We start from the raw sequence: 18077 nt of genomic DNA, 5'->3' as shown, positions 1-18077 counted from the left end.
CACTTCTCCGTAAATCATTCGCCCGAACGTTGTACTGGAAGGACAGCTTCGGTTTTGCGCCAACGTCCCCAAAGACGGTGACCAATGGCTGAATACATTGCACCTGCAACCACGACGAACGCGCCGGTATAACCTACGAGGTTAAGTAACGGCATGGCGAAGAAATCGGGCCAGGCTAACGCTAATAAATCTGAAAATAGCAAAGTAAACAGCGGGGTCAGCGTGATAATGGCGCTAACCTGTGCCGCCTGCCACCGTGCCATTGCTTCTGCCAATGCCCCATACCCAACCAGTGTATTCAGGCCGCAGAAAACTAAACATGCCAGTTGCCAATGACTGAGTTGGAAAACTTTATCCAACTGAGCCAGCGGCAAAAGCGCAAGAGTACATAAAGTGTACAGCAAAAAGAGGATCTGTTGCGAGGCCAGGCGGCGTAATAATACCTTCTGCGCCACACCATAGGTGACCCACACTGTCGCCGCCAGAACACCGAATATCACCCCAAGAGTGTAATCCGTCAGGCGGGTAAAAATTTCTATCAGGCTGGTGTTAAAGAACATCACCAACCCGCAAAGTAACATTATGGCGCCGATGACTTGCGTGCCGCGCATCTTCTCTTTGAGCACAACCACACTTGCCACCATCATTCCCACCGGGGAAAGCTGGCCAATCACCTGAGAAGCCGTTGGACTCAGGTATTGCAACGAAGAACTAAACAGCAAAAAGTTTCCGAACAACCCACCTGTAGCAATGGCGAGCAAAGCCAACCAGCGTGGTTTTCGAAACAGGCGTAAAGGTGGCAATTTTCCGCGTATCGCGAGAATGCTACCGAGCCCCAGGCTTGCCATCAGAAATCGATAAAAGACCACCGTAGGCGGTTCCATTACCGTCAGCACTTGTTTCATTGCTATTGGCAGTGCTCCCCAGCAAATTGCTGTAGTAAGCGCCAACAGAATGCCAATGCCTGCCTGCTGTTTCATTGCGTGATCCCTGCGACTGCATGATTTACCGGTCGCAGAATGTAAAAAGCCCCGCAACGTGTTGCGGGGCTTCTATCCGTTACCGGGACGCGAAAAACTTATTCAGCAACGATGCTGATGAACTTACGGTTTTTCGGACCTTTAACTTCGAACTTAACTTTACCGTCAGTCAAAGCGAACAGAGTATGATCTTTGCCGCAACCTACGTTTGTACCAGCGTGGAATTTAGTACCACGTTGACGAACGATAATGCTGCCTGCCAGAACTGCTTCACCGCCGAAACGTTTTACGCCCAGACGTTTAGCTTCGGAATCGCGACCGTTACGAGTAGAGCCGCCAGCCTTTTTATGTGCCATTTAATATGCTCCCCTGTATTAAGCGCTGATGCCGGTGATTTTCACATCAGTGAACCACTGACGATGACCCTGCTGCTTACGGTAGTGTTTACGACGACGAAACTTAACAATCTTAATTTTCTCGCCACGACCATGAGCAACAACTTCAGCTTTGATTACGCCGCCATCGACGAAAGGAACGCCGATTTTGATTTCTTCACCATTAGCGATCATCAGAACTTCTGCGAACTCAACTGCTTCGCCAGTTGCGATGTCCAGCTTTTCCAGGCGAATGGTTTGACCTTCGCTGACTCGGTGTTGTTTACCACCACTTTGGAAAACCGCGTACATATAAAACTCCGCTTTCCGCACGCACCCTACGTATGTTTCAGGTGGCGCTATAAATATTCACAATAGGGCGCGAATATTACGCAAAACGAGAGCCTTTGACAAGCCCTGTCATGAAACAGAGTAGAAAAAAAACGCAACATCACACCAGCCGTTTATCTGCCTCGTTTTTTCAGTACAATCTGTACTACATTATTACTCCTCTACCCTCACGTGATTTCGTATAGACATGTGGTAAACAGGACTTTATGCCAGAATTTTGCGATGAATTTAGAAAAAATTAATGAGTTAACCGCGCAAGATATGGCGGGTGTCAATGCGGTCATCCTTGAACAGTTGAATTCAGATGTCCAATTGATCAATCAGTTAGGGTATTACATCGTCAGTGGCGGTGGTAAGCGTATCCGCCCAATGATTGCTGTACTTGCTGCTCGTGCGCTCGGTTATCAGGGCAATGCGCATGTCAATATTGCAGCACTCATCGAGTTTATTCACACGGCGACGTTATTACACGATGACGTGGTAGATGAATCGGATATGCGCCGAGGTAAGGCCACGGCCAACGCAGCGTTTGGCAATGCTGCCAGTGTTCTGGTCGGCGATTTTATTTACACCCGTGCCTTCCAGATGATGACTCAGCTCGGTTCACTCAAGGTGCTTGAGGTCATGTCAGAAGCGGTGAACGTCATTGCGGAAGGCGAAGTTCTGCAATTGATGAACTGCAATGACCCGGATATCACCGAAGAAAGCTATATGCGGGTGATCTACAGCAAAACAGCACGTTTGTTTGAAGCTGCCGCTCAATGCTCGGGTATTTTAGCTGATGCCACTGCAGAGCAAGAGAAAGCGCTTCAGGATTATGGTCGCTATCTGGGTACCGCATTCCAGCTCATTGATGACCTGCTGGATTACAGCGCTGACGGGCAAACTCTGGGCAAGAATGTCGGTGATGACCTTAACGAAGGCAAGCCTACTCTCCCGCTCCTGCACGCAATGCGTAACGGCACAGCAGAGCAAGAAAAGATGATTCGTGAAGCCATTGAACATGGTAACGGGCGTCATTTGCTGCAACCGGTACTGGACGCGATGGCGGCCTGTGGCTCGCTGGAATGGACTCAATTACGAGCAGAGCAGGAAGCTGACAAAGCGATTGCTGCCCTGAATATCCTGCCAGAAAGCGAGCATAAACACGCGCTGATTGCTTTGGCTCATATGGCCGTTCAGCGCGACCGCTAAACTTTTTAGCGCGCCGTTAAAAGGCGCGCTAAGTTTCCAATAAATTATTCCATCCCATCTTCACTCTTATCCCCACCACACTGTTTTCATTGATTTTCATTCACTTTGTGTGGAAATACACAGATTTGATTTTTCACGCAATTATTGGAATCTTTTGAATTATCACTATGCTATAACTTCCTTTGGTTAAACCGGTAAATTCAGCGGTTACAGGGAGAGACATGGAAAGTAAAAATTCTGACTGGCACCCAGCAGACATCATCGCAGGGTTACATAAACGGGGAACATCGCTGGCGGCTGAATCACGAAAAGCGGGGCTAAGCTCATCGACCCTCGCTAACGCGTTGACGCGTCCGTGGCCAAAGGGAGAATTGATTATCGCACAGGCACTGGATATTTCGCCGTGGATGATTTGGCCCTCACGCTATTATGATCCACAAAATAATCAGTTAATTAATCGCGCGAAATTGATGCGTAAGCGATAAAAAAACCGGGCATGCCCGGTTTTCTCTTTTAATAACGAAAATTATTCGCCGCCACTACCTTTCACACGCTCAATCTGCGCACCCAGCGCTTGAAGTTTATCTTCAATGCGCTCGTAGCCACGATCAATATGGTAAATACGATCTACTACGGTAGTTCCTTCAGCGATACAGCCAGCCAGCACCAGGCTTGCTGAAGCACGCAGGTCGGTTGCCATCACTTGTGCACCAGACAGTTTCTCAACGCCGTGGCAAATCACTGTGTTACTTTCAATCTCTGCATGTGCACCCATACGAATCAGTTCAGGGACGTGCATGAAGCGGTTTTCAAAAATGGTTTCGGTGATAACACCTGTGCCTTCTGCAACCAGGTTCAACAAAGTGAACTGTGCTTGCATATCAGTCGGGAAACCTGGGTGCGGAGCAGTGCGCACGGTGACACCTTTAGGACGCTTGCCGTGCATATCCAGGCTAACCCAATCCTCGCCCACTTCGATATCACCACCCGCTTCGCGCAGCTTCGCCAGCACAGCATCAAGCGTGTCTGGTTTAGCATTACGGCACATAATTTTGCCGCCAGAAATCGCCGCAGCAACCAGGAAAGTACCGGTTTCAATGCGGTCAGGCACTACACGGTAAACGCCGCCACCCAGACGCTTAACGCCTTCAATGGCAATGCGATCGCTGCCTGCGCCTGTGATTTTTGCACCCAACGTATTCAGGAAGTTCGCTGTATCAACGATTTCCGGCTCACGGGCTGCGTTTTCAATGACAGTAGTGCCTTCAGCAAGAGTTGCAGCACTCATGATGGTGACAGTGGCGCCTACGCTCACTTTGTCCATCACGATGTGCGCGCCTTTCAGGCGCCCCTGAACAGAAGCTTTAACGTAGCCTTCTTCCAGTTTGATTTCAGCGCCCAATTGCTCAAGACCTGTAATATGCAGGTCCACTGGACGAGCACCAATTGCACAACCACCCGGCAAAGAAACCTGACCCTGACCAAAACGCGCAACCAGCGGTCCCAGCGCCCAGATAGAAGCACGCATGGTTTTCACCAGCTCATACGGTGCACAGAAAATATTAACGTCGCTGGCATCGATCCACACGGAACCATTACGTTCGACCTTGGTACCCAACTGGCTTAGCAGCTTCATGGTGGTATCAATGTCTTTCAGTTTTGGAACGTTTTGAATCTCAACTGGCTCTTCGGCCAACAGAGCAGCGAAGAGGATCGGCAGGGCAGCATTCTTTGCCCCGGAGATCGTTACTTCACCACTCAGTCGGGTTGGCCCCTGAACACGAAATTTATCCATTACAGCTGCTCTCTTTTAAATTCAAGTCGTTACAACCCGCCGTGGCGAATTGCTCAAAAACCATTAAGTTTACGATCGCGATCCCACTCTTGCGGAGTATAGGTCTTGATGGAAACCGCATGAATGCGGTTATCAGCAATCAGCTCCATCAATGGCGCATAAACTGTCTGTTGCTTCTTCACGCGACTTAACTCGGCGAATAACTCACCCACCGCAATCACCTGAAAATGGCTGCCATCGCCTGAGACGTGGACTTCCTGGAGGGGCAGTGCGTTCATCAGCACTGTCTGAATTTCATGATTTTCCATGGGATATAATTCGTCGGTTAATGAAACAAGCCACACATCTTAGAGGAAAGTGGCGCGAGCTTAAATAAGCAAAAAGCCCCTGATCTTAATAGATCAGGGGCAACGATAGTAACGCTATGAAAACACTAGCCTGCAAATGCAGGGAGGATGTCTTCGGGTAGGTTATAAAGTTTAGTCAGTGTCTGTAAGTTATCACTGGCTCCCTGGAGCTCCACCTCAACGTTTTGACGTCTGGAGAAAGCCACAAGATGAATCAACAACGCTAAGCCTGAGGTATCTACACGAGATAAGCCAGAAAGGTTAAGAGTCTTGATACCTGCCATGATTTGCTGACGTTGGCGCCATAAAGGCCCTACGGTATCGCTGTCCAGCTCACCCGTCAGGTGCAAGGTTGCGGCTTCACGCTGCCAGTTAAGCCCACCCGCCATTACTTTTTCGCTTCCAGTGTAATTGGCATGCGGGAGATAGTTTGCAGTTGCGCCGTCAAACCATCGATACCTTTGGTACGCAGGATATCGCTCCACTCATTTTGCTTGGTGGTGATCATACTGACACCTTCCGCAATCATGTCGTACGCTTGCCAATGACCGGTCTGGGTGTTTTTACGCCACTGGAAATCAAGACGTACCGGCGGACGACCGTTTGGATCGATGATGGTTACACGAATTGCAACGATAGTGGCATCACCCAGCGGCTGCTCAGGGGCAATTTGGTAGGACTGCCCGTTATACATGGCAAGAGCCTGGCCGTAAGCTTGTTTCAGGTATTCTTCGAATGCTTTGAAATAGGCATCACGTTGTGCAGGTGTCGCATCTTTATAATAACGTCCCAGAACCAGAGCCCCTGCGTATTTAACCTGCACATAAGGTAACAGTTCCTGGCCGACGACTTCGCGCAGATAGTCAGGATTTTGGCGAATTTTAGGTTGCTCATTTTTAAGACGGTCAAAAGTTTTTTGCGCCGCTTCGCCCATCAATTTGTAAGGGTTACTTTGATCCGCAGCATTTGCCAGCGGCGCGATGACCAGCATAGCAATCATAATAAGTCGTTTAAACATAACACTTTTCCTCTTAGATTAGTGCGTGGTGCCAGGCTGTGGCGCTGCACTATTATTCTCTGAATCCTGCGATGGGGTATCCCCTGAATTCTGATTATCACCATTTCCGCTCTTATACAGGAATTGGCCAATCAGGTCCTCCAGCACCAGAGCTGATTTCGTATCCTGAATCGTCCCGCCTTCTTTCAGGATAGATGAGCCGAGTTCTGGGTCATCAAAACCGAGGTTTAATGCCAGATACTGCTCACCCAGCAAACCCGAAGTGCGGATAGCCAGTGAACTGGTGTCAGGAATATGGTCATAGCGTTGTTCAATATCGAGGGTAACACGAGGTAAGTACGTTTTAGGATCCAGAGTAATATCGTCAACTCGCCCGATCACCACACCGCCAAGGCGCAACGGAGAACCCGTTTTCAGGCTGCCAATGTTATCAAAGGTCGCATAAATCCGGTAAGTTGGCTCGTTGCGCAGCGAGGTAACGTTCGCCACTTTCAGACACAAGAATACGATGGCTGCCAGCGCAATAATTAAAAATGCTCCAACCCCAGTTTCAAATTTCTTAGTTTGCATGAACTTAATTCCCAAACATCAGTGCTGTGAGCACAAAATCCAGACCTAAAACGGCCAATGAAGCGTGCACAACGGTTCGTGTTGTTGCCCGGCTAATCCCTGCGGACGTTGGAATAGCATCGTAGCCGTTGAATAACGCAATCCAGGTTACTGTTATCGCAAACACGACACTTTTGATGACACAGTTAACCAAATCAGTACGCCAATTGACGGCATTTTGCATTGCAGACCAGAAGAACCCTGAGTCGATGCCCTTCCAGTTCACCCCCACCAGCGCGCCACCCCAAATACCCACTGCGACAAAAATAAGTGTCAGCAATGGCAATGAAATGACACCCGCCCAAAAACGAGGTGAAACGACTCGACGTAAAGGATCAACTGCCATCATTTCCATACTGGAGAGTTGTTCTGTTGCCTTCATCAGGCCGATTTCTGCGGTCAGCGCTGAGCCAGCGCGCCCGGCGAACAGAAGTGCTGCGACGACAGGACCAAGCTCTCGCAGTAAAGACAAGGCGACCAACATGCCGAGGCTTGATTCCGCACTGTAGGTCGTCAAAACTAAGTAGCCTTGCAGACCAAGCACCATGCCGATAAACAAGCCAGAAACAATAATGATAATCAGCGAAAGAACGCCGACGTTATACAGTTGGCGAATAAGCAACGGTGTGTGTTTGCGGAATTCAGGCTTCCCCACCACCGCATTGAAAAGCATTATCCCAGCCCGGCCAAATGACGCGCAGGTTTTCAATCCCCGCCGTCCGAATGATGCCAGTGCATTAAAGAACATGAGCAACTTAACTCCCTGTTTCTGATAATAAGTCATTCCGATAATCCATCGCCGGATAGCGGAACGGTACTGGCCCATCGGCAATACCATCGAGGAACTGGCGCACCCGCGGGTCGCAATTTTCACGCAGAGCCGCAGGGGTTCCTTCAGCCACAATGTGCTGATCCGCTGCAATATAGGCGTAATCGGCAATACTCAGCACTTCAGGTACGTCGTGAGAAACCACAATACAAGTCACACCCAGAGCGCTGTTCAATTCTGAAATCAGTTTGACCAACACCCCCATAGTAATAGGATCCTGGCCAACAAATGGCTCATCAAACATGATCAAATCGGGTTCGAGCGCGATGGCGCGAGCGAGGGCTGCACGTCGAGCCATGCCGCCAGAGAGTTCGTTCGGCATCAGTTTAGCGGCACCGCGTAATCCCACCGCCTCAAGCTTCATCATCACGGTGCTGCGCAGCAACTCTTCCGGCAAGCGGCGATGTTCACGCAGTGGATAGGCCACATTTTCAAAGACATTCAGGTCAGTAAACAGCGCACCAGACTGGAACAGCATACTCATGCGTTTACGAACAGTGTATAAACGCGAGCGCGACATGGCCGGTACGTTTTCACCGTCAAACAGGATTTCACCGCTGTCAGGTTGAATTTGACCGCCTATCAACCGCAATAAAGTTGTTTTGCCAATACCTGACGGCCCCATTATGGCGGTAATTTTACCCCGTGGCACGTTCAGAGAAATATTGTCAAAGATGCGCCGACTACCGCGAGTAAAAGTCACTCCGCGAATTTCGACCAGATTCGTCTGCGTCTGGCTCATCGTATTTCCTTTTATCAAGTTCACGGACGAAGCATTAATTGGAAACTCAGTTCCAACCTAATATCCTTACAGAATATTACCTGTCCATATTAGCGAAAACTGGCATTTGTTTTACTTTTCTGCCACATAAAGTCAGAATTAAGAATCTTGCCCGGCCCTACAGATCTGTATGCTCTGCCGGTACTTTCACAGCACAAGACCGGCGATTATACCTGAATTAAGGATTTTGCATGCTGTTAGCTACAGCTCTGTTAATTATTGGTTTGCTTTTGGTCGTCTATGGTGCCGACCGACTGGTGTTTGCCGCATCAATACTTTGCCGCAGTTTTGGGGTTCCCCCGCTGCTGATCGGCTTGACGGTCGTCAGTATCGGCACTTCGTTACCTGAACTCATCGTTGCCAGTTCTGCGGCCTTTCATGGCCAGTTAGATTTAGCGGTAGGAACGGCCTTAGGCTCAAATATCACCAATATTTTGCTCATTCTTGGCTTAGCCGCCCTTTTGCATCCATTTACCGTGAATTCCGATATTCTTCGGCGCGAATTACCCCTAATGTTAGTCGTCAGCGCCATTATTGGCTGGCTACTTTTTGACAACCAGTTAAGCGTTGTTGATGGTGTTATTTTAATTACTGTAGCGGTGGCGTATCTGCTGTTTACGATTAAAATAGCGCGCCTTGCCGGAAATGAAGGTGCCGACAAACTGACGCGTGAGCAGTTGTCAGAGCTTCCTCGTGAAGGGAGCCGCCCCGTCGCATTTTTGTGGCTCGCCGTTGCCCTCATTATTATGCCAATGGCCACGCGCATGGTTATCGATAACGCCAGCGTGTTGGCACATTACTTTGGTGTAAGTGAGTTAGTGATTGGCCTGACGATTATTTCGGTTGGCACTAGCCTGCCTGAGCTTGCAACAACCATAGCGGGTGCGCGTAAAGGCGAAGATGATATTGCGATTGGCAATATCATTGGCTCGAACATTTTCAATATTGTTCTGGTACTGGGTATTCCTGCGTTAATCGCACCGGGCGAAATCAACCCTCTTGCTTTTGCACGAGACTATTGGGTGATGTTGGTAGTCAGTGCCATTTTCGCCGTACTTTGCTGGCGTAAGTCTCGCTCTATCGGCAAGACGGTCGGTGCTCTGTTAACATGTAGCTTCTTCGTATGGATTGTGGTGCTGTGGTTTGTTGCATCACCGGTCGTTGGGTAAAACGGAACGGAAATTATGTCACAGATAGATTTACAACCGGGTTTTGACTTTCAACAAGCAGGCAAAGAAGTCCTGAAGATCGAACGTGAAGGCCTGGATCAACTTGAGCAATACATCAACACAGACTTCTCTGCGGCCTGTGAAAAAATGTTTTATTGCAAAGGTAAAGTCGTCGTTATGGGCATGGGCAAGTCCGGCCACATCGGTAAGAAGATGGCAGCGACCTTTGCCAGCACCGGCACACCGTCATTCTTCGTCCATCCAGGTGAAGCAAGCCACGGCGATCTCGGGATGGTAAGCGCACAAGATATTGTTATCGCGATTTCAAACTCCGGTGAGTCAAACGAAATTTTGGCACTGATTCCGGTTCTCAAGCGCTTACAGGTTCCACTCATCTGCATCACCAGCCGCCCGGAAAGCTCCATGGGCAAAGCGGCTGATGTCCATTTGTGTGTCAAAGTACCGCAAGAGGCCTGCCCACTTGGCCTGGCCCCAACCTCAAGCACCACAGCAACTCTGGTGATGGGTGATGCTCTTGCCGTTGCGTTGCTTAAAGCTCGAGGCTTTACCGCAGAAGATTTTGCACTTTCTCACCCAGGCGGCGCATTGGGTCGTAAACTGTTACTACGCGTTAGCGATATCATGCACAGCGGTAATGAGATCCCTCATGTCAGTAAAGATGCGTCATTGCGCGATGCATTACTGGAAATTACGCGTAAAAATATGGGGATGACCGTGATTTGTGACTCTTTGATGAAAATCGAAGGGATCTTCACGGATGGCGATTTACGCCGTGTCTTTGATATGGGCGTGGACCTCCACTCCGTGAATATCGCAGATGTCATGACTCCAGGCGGAATTCGAGTTCGTCCGTCACTACTGGCGGTAGATGCTCTCAATCTGATGCAGTCTCGCCACATTACCTCAGTATTGGTTGCAGATGGCGACCAATTACTCGGTGTGGTACATATGCATGACATGCTACGCGCTGGCGTGGTTTAACAAAGGATTAGCCTTAATGAGTAACCATGAAGCGTCACTTGCCACCTGTTATGGCCCGGTAAGCACGCGCGTGATGGAGCGGGCCGCAAACGTGCGCCTGCTTATTTTAGATGTTGATGGTGTGATGTCTGATGGCCTGATTTACATGGGTAATAGCGGCGAAGAACTGAAAGCATTCAACGTGCGTGACGGCTACGGGATTCGCTGCGCGCTGACTTCTGATATCGAAGTTGCGATTATTACTGGCCGCAAAGCAAAGCTTCTTGAAGACCGATGTGAAACGCTGGGTATTACCCATCTCTATCAAGGGCAATCTGACAAGCTTGTGGCTTTTGATGATCTATTAGAGAAACTCGCTATCCCAGCGGAGCACGTCGCTTATGTTGGTGATGACTTAATCGACTGGCCAGTTATGGCTAAAGTGGGTTTGAGCGTTGCGGTTTCCGATGCTCATCCTTTGCTTATACCTCGTGCCGACTATGTGACACGCATTGCTGGCGGGCGTGGGGCGGTTCGCGAAGTGTGTGATCTCCTGTTACTGGCACAAGGAAAGCTTGATGAGGCCAAAGGGCTATCTATATGAGTAATACCAGACGTTGGGTTATCATCCTGCTTTCATTGCTGGTATTGATATTGATTGGCGTAAATCTGGCCGATAAAGATACCGTTGTTCAACCGACGGTAAGCAGCAACGAGCCAACCTATCAAAGTGAACATTCCACGACCCTCGCCTACAGTCCGGAAGGGGCTCTGAATTATCGGTTGGTTGCGGAACACGTTGAATATTTTTCCGATACCGCCATTTCGTGGTTCACCAACCCAGTGATGACGCAGTACGACGAAAACAAAGTTGCAACCTGGTCATTACGAGCAGATCGCGCCAAACTTACTAACGATCGGATGCTGTATTTGTATGGGAATGTGGTGCTGACCGCTCTTACACCAGACTCTCAGCTACGCAAAATTACCACGGACAATGCGCAGGTTAATTTAGTCACTCAGGATGTTGCCTCTGATGACCAGGTAACCTTGTATGGAACCAGCTTTAACTCCACCGGCCTCAAAATGCGTGGAAACTTACGCAGCAAAAATGCCGAGCTGATTGAAAAGGTTAGAACATCCTATGAAATCCAAAATAAACAAACTCAGCCGTAATTTAGTACTAACCAGTACGCTTTTAGCCGCCAGTTTTTCGGCATTTGCGCTGACCGGTGATACCGACCAGCCGATTCACATTGAATCTGACCAACAGTCGCTGGATATGCAAGGTAACGTCGTCACCTTTACTGGCAATGTGATCGTGACGCAAGGCAGTATCAAAATTAACGCCGATAAAGTCGTTGTGACTCGTCCTGGCGGTGAAGAAGGCAAGGAAGTCATTGATGGCTATGGTAATCCTGCTACTTTCTATCAGATGCAGGATAGCGGTAAGCCAGTTAAAGGCCACGCGTCTACCATGCACTATGAGCTACAAAATGATTTCGTCGTGCTGACCGGAAATGCATATCTGGAACAATTGGATAGCAATATCAAAGGCGACAAGATTACTTACCTGGTAAAAGAACAGAAGATGCAGGCCTTTAGCGAAAAAGGTAAACGTGTCACGACCGTTCTGGTCCCATCTCAGTTGCAGAAAAAAGACGGCCAGGCTCCGGCACCAGCCCCTGCGCAGAAAAAGAGTAACTAATTCATTATGGCTACTTTAATTGCAAAAAATCTCGCCAAAGCCTACAAAGGCCGCCGCGTCGTAGAAGATGTCAGCCTGACTGTTAAGTCTGGTGAAATTGTGGGATTACTTGGCCCAAACGGTGCAGGGAAAACCACAACCTTTTACATGGTGGTTGGCATTGTGCCGCGTGATGCAGGCAACATCATTATTGATGATGAAGATATTAGTCTGCTGCCATTACATGCTCGTGCTCGTCGAGGAATCGGCTACTTACCGCAAGAAGCATCGATTTTCCGCCGTTTAAGTGTGTTCGATAACTTGATGGCAGTGCTGCAAATCCGTGACGACTTGTCTGTTGAGCAGCGTGAAGACCGCGCCAATGAGCTGATGGAAGAGTTCCACATCGAACATTTGCGCAATAACCTCGGGCAGTCATTGTCTGGTGGTGAGCGCCGTCGTGTCGAAATTGCCCGCGCACTTGCGGCTAATCCAAAATTTATTCTTCTGGATGAACCTTTTGCTGGTGTTGACCCGATTTCTGTCATCGACATCAAGCGAATCATTGAGCACCTGCGCGACAGCGGGCTCGGAGTGCTGATTACTGACCATAACGTACGTGAAACGTTGGCTGTTTGCGAACGCGCCTACATCGTAAGCCAGGGCCATTTAATCGCCCATGGCACTCCAGCTGAAATCCTGGAAGACGAGCACGTTAAGCGCGTGTATCTGGGCGAAGAGTTCAGACTCTGATAGGGTAGGAATAATTAACGACTATACCCAAAATAATTCAAGTTGGGGGAAGGCGGCAAGAGAACGAATCACGATGAGCTTACTACAGTAAGTGATTCGGGTGAGTGAACGCAGCCAACGCATCAGCAACTTGAAGTATGAAGGGTATACACCTGAGGAAGTTCGCTCTGAATATGAAGCAAGGTTTGCAATTAAGGCTTAGCCAACAACTTGCTATGACCCCCCAGTTACAGCAGGCAATTCGTCTGTTGCAACTGTCGACGTTAGAGCTACAGCAAGAACTTCAGCAAGCACTGGAAAGTAACCCACTGCTTGAGCAAACCGATCTGCATGAAGAAATTGATACTCAGGAAGTTCGTGAAGATGAAGCGTTAGACACTCGTGAGGCACTTGAACAAAAAGAGATGCCCGACGAGTTACCACTGGATGCCAGCTGGGATGAAATCTACACCGCGGGCACGCCATCAGGAACCGGAACAGATTACATTGACGATGAACTGCCGGTTTATCAGGGTGAAACGACACAAACGCTGCAAGATTATTTGATGTGGCAGGTCGATCTCACCCCGTTTTCAGATACCGACACAGCGATAGCTACGTCTATTGTCGATGCCGTTGACGAAATGGGTTACCTCACGGTCTCTCTGGAAGAAATTCTGGAAAGCATGGGTGATGACGAAATCACCCTCGACGAAGTGGAAGCGGTTCTCAAACGCGTACAACGTTTCGATCCTGTTGGTGTCGCCGCACGCGATCTGCGCGATTGCCTGCTTATACAGCTTTCGCAATTTGCCCGCGAAACACCGTGGCTAACGGAAGCCCGCTTGATTGTCAGCGATCACCTTGATCTGCTCGCCAACCATGACTTCCGCAGCCTGATGCGCGTCACGCGTCTGAAAGAGGACGTATTGAAAGAGGCAATGTGCCTGATTCAATCTCTTGACCCGCGCCCAGGACAATCTATTCAGACCAGCGAACCGGAATATGTCATTCCGGATGTGCTGGTGAAAAAAATACAGGGTCGCTGGACGGTAGAACTGAACGCTGACAGCATTCCACGTTTGAAAATAAATCAGCAGTATGCTGCGATGGGCACCAACGCCCGCAATGACAGCGACTCGCAGTTTATTCGCAGTAACTTACAAGAAGCAAAATGGCTGATTAAAAGTCTGGAAAGCCGGAACGACACGCTGCTGCGCGTCAGCCGCTGCATTGTAGAGCAACAGCAGGGCTTTTTTGAACTTGGCGAAGAACACATGAAACCGATGGTTCTCGCTGATATCGCCCAGGTGGTCGAAATGCATGAGTCGACCATTTCCCGTGTGACCACGCAGAAATACCTGCATAGCCCACGCGGTATATTTGAATTGAAGTATTTCTTCTCAAGCCACGTAAATACCGAAGGTGGGGGTGAAGCCTCCTCGACGGCAATTCGTGCATTGGTGAAGAAATTAATTGCTGCGGAAAACCCTGCGAAACCACTGAGTGATAGCAAGTTAACGACTATGCTATCCGATCAGGGGATCATGGTGGCACGCCGCACCGTTGCGAAGTACCGAGAGTCTTTATCCATACCTCCGTCAAATCAGCGTAAGCAATTGGTTTGACTTAACCGATAAGGAAGACACTATGCAGCTCAACATTACAGGACATAACGTCGAAATCACTGACGCACTACGCGATTTTGTGAGTACGAAGTTTGCCAAACTGGAGCAGTACTTCGAAAGAATTAACCAAGTCTATATTGTGTTAAAAGTGGAAAAAGTCACGCATATTGCCGATGCGACGCTACATGTAAATGGTGGTGAAATTCATGCCAGCGCGGAAGGCCAGGATATGTATGCGGCGATTGATGGTTTGATTGATAAACTGGCACGCCAGTTAACCAAACATAAAGATAAACTAAAACAACACTGATAATCCGGGCAACTGTACAAGCATATATCCATTAGCATTCGAGTTGCAGGGGTGTTGGCTGCAGCTTGAAGGATGATGGATATAGACGGCTCGTTGCATGGCGTAACGGGCCGTTAGCATAACAGGGTGCTTAGGTGAACTTATGATGAACAACGATTCTGCTCTACAACTTAGTAATGTCCTGAACAAGGAATGTACCCGTACCAATGTACATTGCCAGAGTAAAAAACGTGCGCTGGAAATCATCAGTGAACTGGCAGCTAAACAGCTCGGCCTGCCACCACAAGTGGTGTTTGAGGCAGTGTTGACGCGCGAACGCATGGGTAGTACCGGTATCGGTAATGGTATCGCCATTCCCCATGGAAAACTGGAAGAAGATACCACTCGTGCTGTCGGGGTCTTTATTAAACTGGAAACCCCTATCGCCTTTGATGCTATCGATAATCAGCCGGTTGACCTGATGTTTGCGCTGCTTGTTCCTGCGGATCAAACAAAAACGCATTTGCATACTTTGTCTTTGGTAGCGAAACGTCTGGCTGACAAAACGATTTGCCGACGCCTGCGATCCGCACAGAGCGATGAAGAGCTTTATCAGATCATTACCGAAACAGAACAAGGTAGTGAAAGTGAATAATCTGGCTGCGGTCATGCGAAAGCCACAGCAAGAGAAGTTGGGGGAGTGATGACATGGTGCTGATGATTGTCAGCGGCCGCTCTGGTTCAGGGAAGTCTGTAGCCTTGCGTGCATTAGAAGATATGGGATTCTACTGTGTAGATAACCTGCCAGTGGTACTGTTGCCTGATCTTGCCAAAACTCTCGCAGAGCGCCAAATTTCTGCGGCAGTCAGCATTGATGTGCGTAACATGCCGGAAAACCCAGAAATTTTTGAACAGGCAATGACTAATCTGCCTGATACATTCTCGCCGCAATTGTTGTTCCTTGATGCCGATCGCAACACGCTGATTCGTCGTTATAGTGACACTCGCCGTCTGCATCCGCTTTCAAGTAAAAATCTATCGCTGGAAAGTGCGATAGATGAAGAAAGTGATTTGCTGGAGCCATTGAAATCAAGAGCCGACCTGATCATTGATACTTCTGAGATGTCAGTGCATGAGCTCGCGGAAATGTTGCGTACCCGTCTGCTTGGTAAGCGTGAACGCGAACTGACCATGGTCTTCGAATCTTTTGGCTTTAAACACGGTATTCCGATTGATGCGGATTATGTGTTTGACGTACGCTTCCTGCCAAACCCACACTGGGACCCGAAACTGCGTCCGATGACGGGTTTGGATAGACCAGTGGCTGCGTTCCTCGACCGTCATACCGAAGTGCACAATTTTATCTACCAAACACGTAGCTATCTTGAGCTATGGTTACCCATGCTGGAAACCAACAATCGTAGCTATCTGACGGTGGCGATTGGATGTACCGGCGGTAAACACCGTTCAGTTTATATTGCTGAACAGTTGGCAGATTATTTTCGCTCGCGTGGCAAGAATGTGCAGTCCCGCCACCGTACGCTGGAAAAACGCAAAACATGACCGTAAAACAGACCGTTGAAATAACCAACAAACTGGGCATGCATGCACGCCCAGCAATGAAGCTGTTCGAATTGGTACAAAGCTTTGATGCTGAGGTGATGTTGCGTAACGAAGCCGGTACTGAGGCAGAAGCCAATAGCGTCATTGCACTACTGATGCTGGATTCTGCCAAAGGTGGCCACATTGAAATTGAAGTCACCGGCCCAGAAGAAGAACAAGCATTGAACGCGGTTATCGCTTTGTTTAATGCCGGTTTTGACGAAGACTAATTCACTTCAATTCATTCTGCGCCAGGAATGACTCGCCACCCAGTTGGCGCATCTGGCGCAAAATCCATTGCTGACGTTGGCGTACATACCCGGAAGGCGCATTTGCTTTAAAACGAATGGGATTCGGTAATACTGCCGCTAGTAAGGCAGCCTCAGATGCAGTCAGGCGGCTTGCTGGTTTATGGAAATAACGCTGCGAAGCTTCTTCAACACCAAAAATCCCGTCACCAAATTCAGCAATATTCAGATAAACCGTCAGGATGCGACGTTTCGTCCAGACCACTTCCATACCGAGAGTTAATCCTGCCTCAAGACCTTTGCGCACATAGCTACGTCCGTCCCAAAGAAACAGGTTTTTTGCGGTTTGCTGTGAAAGCGTTGACGCACCGCGAACACGATTTTCATTACGTTCGTTATGAGCAACGGCTTTCTCTATAGCGGCAATATCAAAACCCCAGTGGTCAGGGAATTTCTGATCTTCCGCAGCGATAACCGCAAGCCCCATCCACGGCGAGATCTCATCCATGCTCACCCAATCCGAATGCGCAACATAACTGAAGTCACCGCTGAACCAGGCACTGAACTGACGCTCGACCATCACCGCTGAAAACGGCACTGGCATAAAGCTAAACAGAATTATTCCCGCCAGCCAAATTCCGACCAGCGCCAGCAAGCAACGTAGCACCCAGCGCTTGAAGTAACTCAAGAGCGCGATACGCCCTTTCTTCATTCAGTCATATCCACAACACGAGCCACCAGCTTTTCTATGCCCAAAGCAGCCTCGTCAATGCGTGTCGCTAACATGTACGCAGGTGTCGTCACCACTTTATGTTCTTCATCGACCACAATATCGTCGACCGGACATGGAACATGTTCGGCTCCCATCTCTTCGACTATCTCGGCAGTATCGATATCAGTACCAATGGTCAAACGCACCGGTACATCAAGAATCTTTGGCAACATTACAGGGGCAATACAGATGAAACCGAGTGGTTTACCCTGGGCATGGCAATCCCGGGCCAGGCGACGCAAATCGCCATCAATCTGGCACTCGCTGCCTTTACTGGCAAAATTGCACAAGTTTTTAGCCGCTCCGAAACCACCGGGGACTATCAATGCATCGAGTTCGTTAGCATCAGCCTGAGCCAATGGCATTACCGCACCGCGAGTGATTCGTGCCGCTTCGGCCAGTACATTACGATACTCAGTAGACTCATTATTAGTAAGGTGATTGATTACATCTGCTTGAGTTTTATCGGGTGCGAAGCATACCGCTTCAGCACCTGAGCGAGCGATAGCAAGCAAGGTAATGACAGCTTCCTGAATCTCGCTTCCGTCGTAGACCCCGCATCCACTGAGCACAACACCAATCTTCTTCATTTGGCCATTCCTTTTCATCATGCAATTTTTATCATCAGTTATGACAATTTGATCGCTATGCTTCACACATTTTACTGAATCATGTAACAAACTATTTAAGA

General features: G+C 48.9%; 25 protein-coding genes. 13 read left to right on the top strand and 12 right to left on the bottom strand.

Features of this window, described 5'->3' with window-relative positions:
- Window positions 1-14 precede the first annotated feature (14 nt).
- From RHD99_RS02440 to rplU, 3 genes are all read right to left on the bottom strand, one after another.
- Window positions 15-980 carry a DMT family transporter gene (locus RHD99_RS02440; RefSeq protein ID WP_183270795.1) on the bottom strand — a complete coding sequence of 322 codons (966 nt, stop codon included), beginning with the start codon at window positions 978-980 and terminating at the stop codon, window positions 15-17.
- A 98-nt stretch (window positions 981-1078) separates the two neighbouring features.
- Window positions 1079-1336, bottom strand: coding sequence for a 50S ribosomal protein L27 (gene rpmA / locus RHD99_RS02435; RefSeq protein WP_024549632.1), 258 nt, complete (start codon window positions 1334-1336; stop codon window positions 1079-1081).
- A gap of 18 nt (window positions 1337-1354) precedes the next feature.
- On the bottom strand, window positions 1355-1666 hold the full coding sequence (gene rplU / locus RHD99_RS02430; protein WP_034459723.1) for a 50S ribosomal protein L21: 312 nt from the start codon (window positions 1664-1666) through the stop codon (window positions 1355-1357).
- Between the two features lie 261 nt (window positions 1667-1927).
- Here rplU and ispB point away from each other — a divergent pair, with 261 nt between their 5' ends.
- Both ispB and sfsB read left to right on the top strand, forming a co-directional pair.
- Window positions 1928-2899 (top strand): octaprenyl diphosphate synthase, encoded by a 972-nt coding sequence (ispB, locus tag RHD99_RS02425; RefSeq protein WP_183270796.1) that lies wholly within the window; start codon window positions 1928-1930, stop codon window positions 2897-2899.
- Window positions 2900-3120: 221 nt separating this feature from the next.
- Window positions 3121-3384 (top strand): DNA-binding transcriptional regulator SfsB, encoded by a 264-nt coding sequence (gene sfsB, locus RHD99_RS02420; RefSeq protein WP_309877326.1) that lies wholly within the window; start codon window positions 3121-3123, stop codon window positions 3382-3384.
- Window positions 3385-3425: 41 nt separating this feature from the next.
- Here sfsB and murA read toward each other — a convergent pair whose 3' ends face one another.
- The 7 genes from murA to mlaF form a co-directional block, all read right to left on the bottom strand.
- Entirely contained in the window at window positions 3426-4694 is a 1269-nt protein-coding gene (gene murA / locus RHD99_RS02415) for a UDP-N-acetylglucosamine 1-carboxyvinyltransferase (RefSeq protein WP_309877325.1), read from the bottom strand.
- A gap of 53 nt (window positions 4695-4747) precedes the next feature.
- Window positions 4748-5002, bottom strand: coding sequence for a BolA family iron metabolism protein IbaG (gene ibaG, locus RHD99_RS02410; RefSeq protein WP_034459734.1), 255 nt, complete (start codon window positions 5000-5002; stop codon window positions 4748-4750).
- Between the two features lie 125 nt (window positions 5003-5127).
- Window positions 5128-5430 (bottom strand): lipid asymmetry maintenance protein MlaB, encoded by a 303-nt coding sequence (gene mlaB / locus RHD99_RS02405; RefSeq protein ID WP_183270799.1) that lies wholly within the window; start codon window positions 5428-5430, stop codon window positions 5128-5130.
- Entirely contained in the window at window positions 5430-6059 is a 630-nt protein-coding gene (gene mlaC / locus RHD99_RS02400; protein WP_183270800.1) for a phospholipid-binding protein MlaC, read from the bottom strand. Before mlaC ends, mlaB begins: the two co-directional genes overlap by 1 nt.
- Before the next feature lie 18 nt (window positions 6060-6077).
- The gene (gene mlaD / locus RHD99_RS02395; RefSeq protein WP_309877324.1) at window positions 6078-6629 is read right to left on the bottom strand and encodes an outer membrane lipid asymmetry maintenance protein MlaD; all 552 of its coding nucleotides are present in this window, start codon (window positions 6627-6629) and stop codon (window positions 6078-6080) included.
- Between the two features lie 4 nt (window positions 6630-6633).
- A complete protein-coding gene (gene mlaE / locus RHD99_RS02390) occupies window positions 6634-7416 on the bottom strand; it encodes a lipid asymmetry maintenance ABC transporter permease subunit MlaE (protein WP_270145645.1) in 783 nt (260 codons plus the stop codon).
- A gap of 7 nt (window positions 7417-7423) precedes the next feature.
- Complete coding sequence (mlaF, locus tag RHD99_RS02385; RefSeq protein ID WP_309877323.1) at window positions 7424-8239, bottom strand: phospholipid ABC transporter ATP-binding protein MlaF; 816 nt, start codon at window positions 8237-8239, stop codon at window positions 7424-7426.
- A 230-nt stretch (window positions 8240-8469) separates the two neighbouring features.
- Between mlaF and RHD99_RS02380 the strand changes: the two genes are divergently transcribed.
- The 11 genes from RHD99_RS02380 to npr all read left to right on the top strand — a co-directional run bounded on the left by RHD99_RS02380 (window position 8470) and on the right by npr (window position 16596).
- A complete protein-coding gene (locus RHD99_RS02380) occupies window positions 8470-9447 on the top strand; it encodes a calcium/sodium antiporter (RefSeq protein ID WP_270142639.1) in 978 nt (325 codons plus the stop codon).
- Window positions 9448-9462: 15 nt separating this feature from the next.
- Window positions 9463-10449, top strand: a complete 987-nt coding sequence (gene kdsD / locus RHD99_RS02375) for an arabinose-5-phosphate isomerase KdsD (protein WP_309877322.1) — start codon at window positions 9463-9465, stop codon at window positions 10447-10449.
- 16 nt (window positions 10450-10465) lie between these two features.
- The gene (gene kdsC, locus RHD99_RS02370) at window positions 10466-11032 is read left to right on the top strand and encodes a 3-deoxy-manno-octulosonate-8-phosphatase KdsC (RefSeq protein ID WP_183270806.1); all 567 of its coding nucleotides are present in this window, start codon (window positions 10466-10468) and stop codon (window positions 11030-11032) included.
- Window positions 11029-11604: an LPS export ABC transporter periplasmic protein LptC gene (lptC, locus tag RHD99_RS02365; RefSeq protein ID WP_309877321.1), complete on the top strand. Its 576-nt coding sequence runs from the start codon at window positions 11029-11031 to the stop codon at window positions 11602-11604. The genes kdsC and lptC overlap by 4 nt, the downstream gene beginning before the upstream one ends.
- The gene (lptA, locus tag RHD99_RS02360) at window positions 11573-12136 is read left to right on the top strand and encodes a lipopolysaccharide ABC transporter substrate-binding protein LptA (RefSeq protein ID WP_309877320.1); all 564 of its coding nucleotides are present in this window, start codon (window positions 11573-11575) and stop codon (window positions 12134-12136) included. Before lptC ends, lptA begins: the two co-directional genes overlap by 32 nt.
- 6 nt (window positions 12137-12142) lie before the next feature.
- Window positions 12143-12868: an LPS export ABC transporter ATP-binding protein gene (lptB, locus tag RHD99_RS02355; RefSeq protein WP_183270811.1), complete on the top strand. Its 726-nt coding sequence runs from the start codon at window positions 12143-12145 to the stop codon at window positions 12866-12868.
- Between the two features lie 173 nt (window positions 12869-13041).
- Window positions 13042-14475, top strand: a complete 1434-nt coding sequence (gene rpoN / locus RHD99_RS02350) for an RNA polymerase factor sigma-54 (protein ID WP_309879055.1) — start codon at window positions 13042-13044, stop codon at window positions 14473-14475.
- Between the two features lie 22 nt (window positions 14476-14497).
- Window positions 14498-14785, top strand: coding sequence for a ribosome hibernation promoting factor (gene hpf / locus RHD99_RS02345; RefSeq protein ID WP_183270813.1), 288 nt, complete (start codon window positions 14498-14500; stop codon window positions 14783-14785).
- 142 nt (window positions 14786-14927) lie between these two features.
- Window positions 14928-15419, top strand: a complete 492-nt coding sequence (gene ptsN, locus RHD99_RS02340) for a PTS IIA-like nitrogen regulatory protein PtsN (protein WP_183270814.1) — start codon at window positions 14928-14930, stop codon at window positions 15417-15419.
- 53 nt (window positions 15420-15472) lie between these two features.
- Entirely contained in the window at window positions 15473-16327 is an 855-nt protein-coding gene (gene rapZ, locus RHD99_RS02335; protein WP_183270815.1) for an RNase adapter RapZ, read from the top strand.
- Window positions 16324-16596, top strand: a complete 273-nt coding sequence (npr, locus tag RHD99_RS02330) for a PTS phosphocarrier protein NPr (protein ID WP_064543100.1) — start codon at window positions 16324-16326, stop codon at window positions 16594-16596. The genes rapZ and npr overlap by 4 nt, the downstream gene beginning before the upstream one ends.
- A 1-nt stretch (window position 16597) precedes the next feature.
- Here the strand turns inward: npr and mtgA are convergent, their stop codons facing one another.
- On the bottom strand, window positions 16598-17326 hold the full coding sequence (gene mtgA, locus RHD99_RS02325) for a monofunctional biosynthetic peptidoglycan transglycosylase (RefSeq protein ID WP_309877319.1): 729 nt from the start codon (window positions 17324-17326) through the stop codon (window positions 16598-16600).
- The gene (elbB, locus tag RHD99_RS02320; RefSeq protein ID WP_309877318.1) at window positions 17323-17976 is read right to left on the bottom strand and encodes an isoprenoid biosynthesis glyoxalase ElbB; all 654 of its coding nucleotides are present in this window, start codon (window positions 17974-17976) and stop codon (window positions 17323-17325) included. The genes mtgA and elbB overlap by 4 nt, the downstream gene beginning before the upstream one ends.
- Window positions 17977-18077: the final 101 nt, after the last annotated feature.

The organism is Buttiauxella selenatireducens, assembly GCF_031432975.1.
GTDB classification, from domain to species: domain Bacteria; phylum Pseudomonadota; class Gammaproteobacteria; order Enterobacterales; family Enterobacteriaceae; genus Buttiauxella; species Buttiauxella selenatireducens.
The sequence above is the reverse complement of the archived record's forward strand: the minus strand, read 5'-3'. Positions and strand labels throughout refer to the sequence as shown.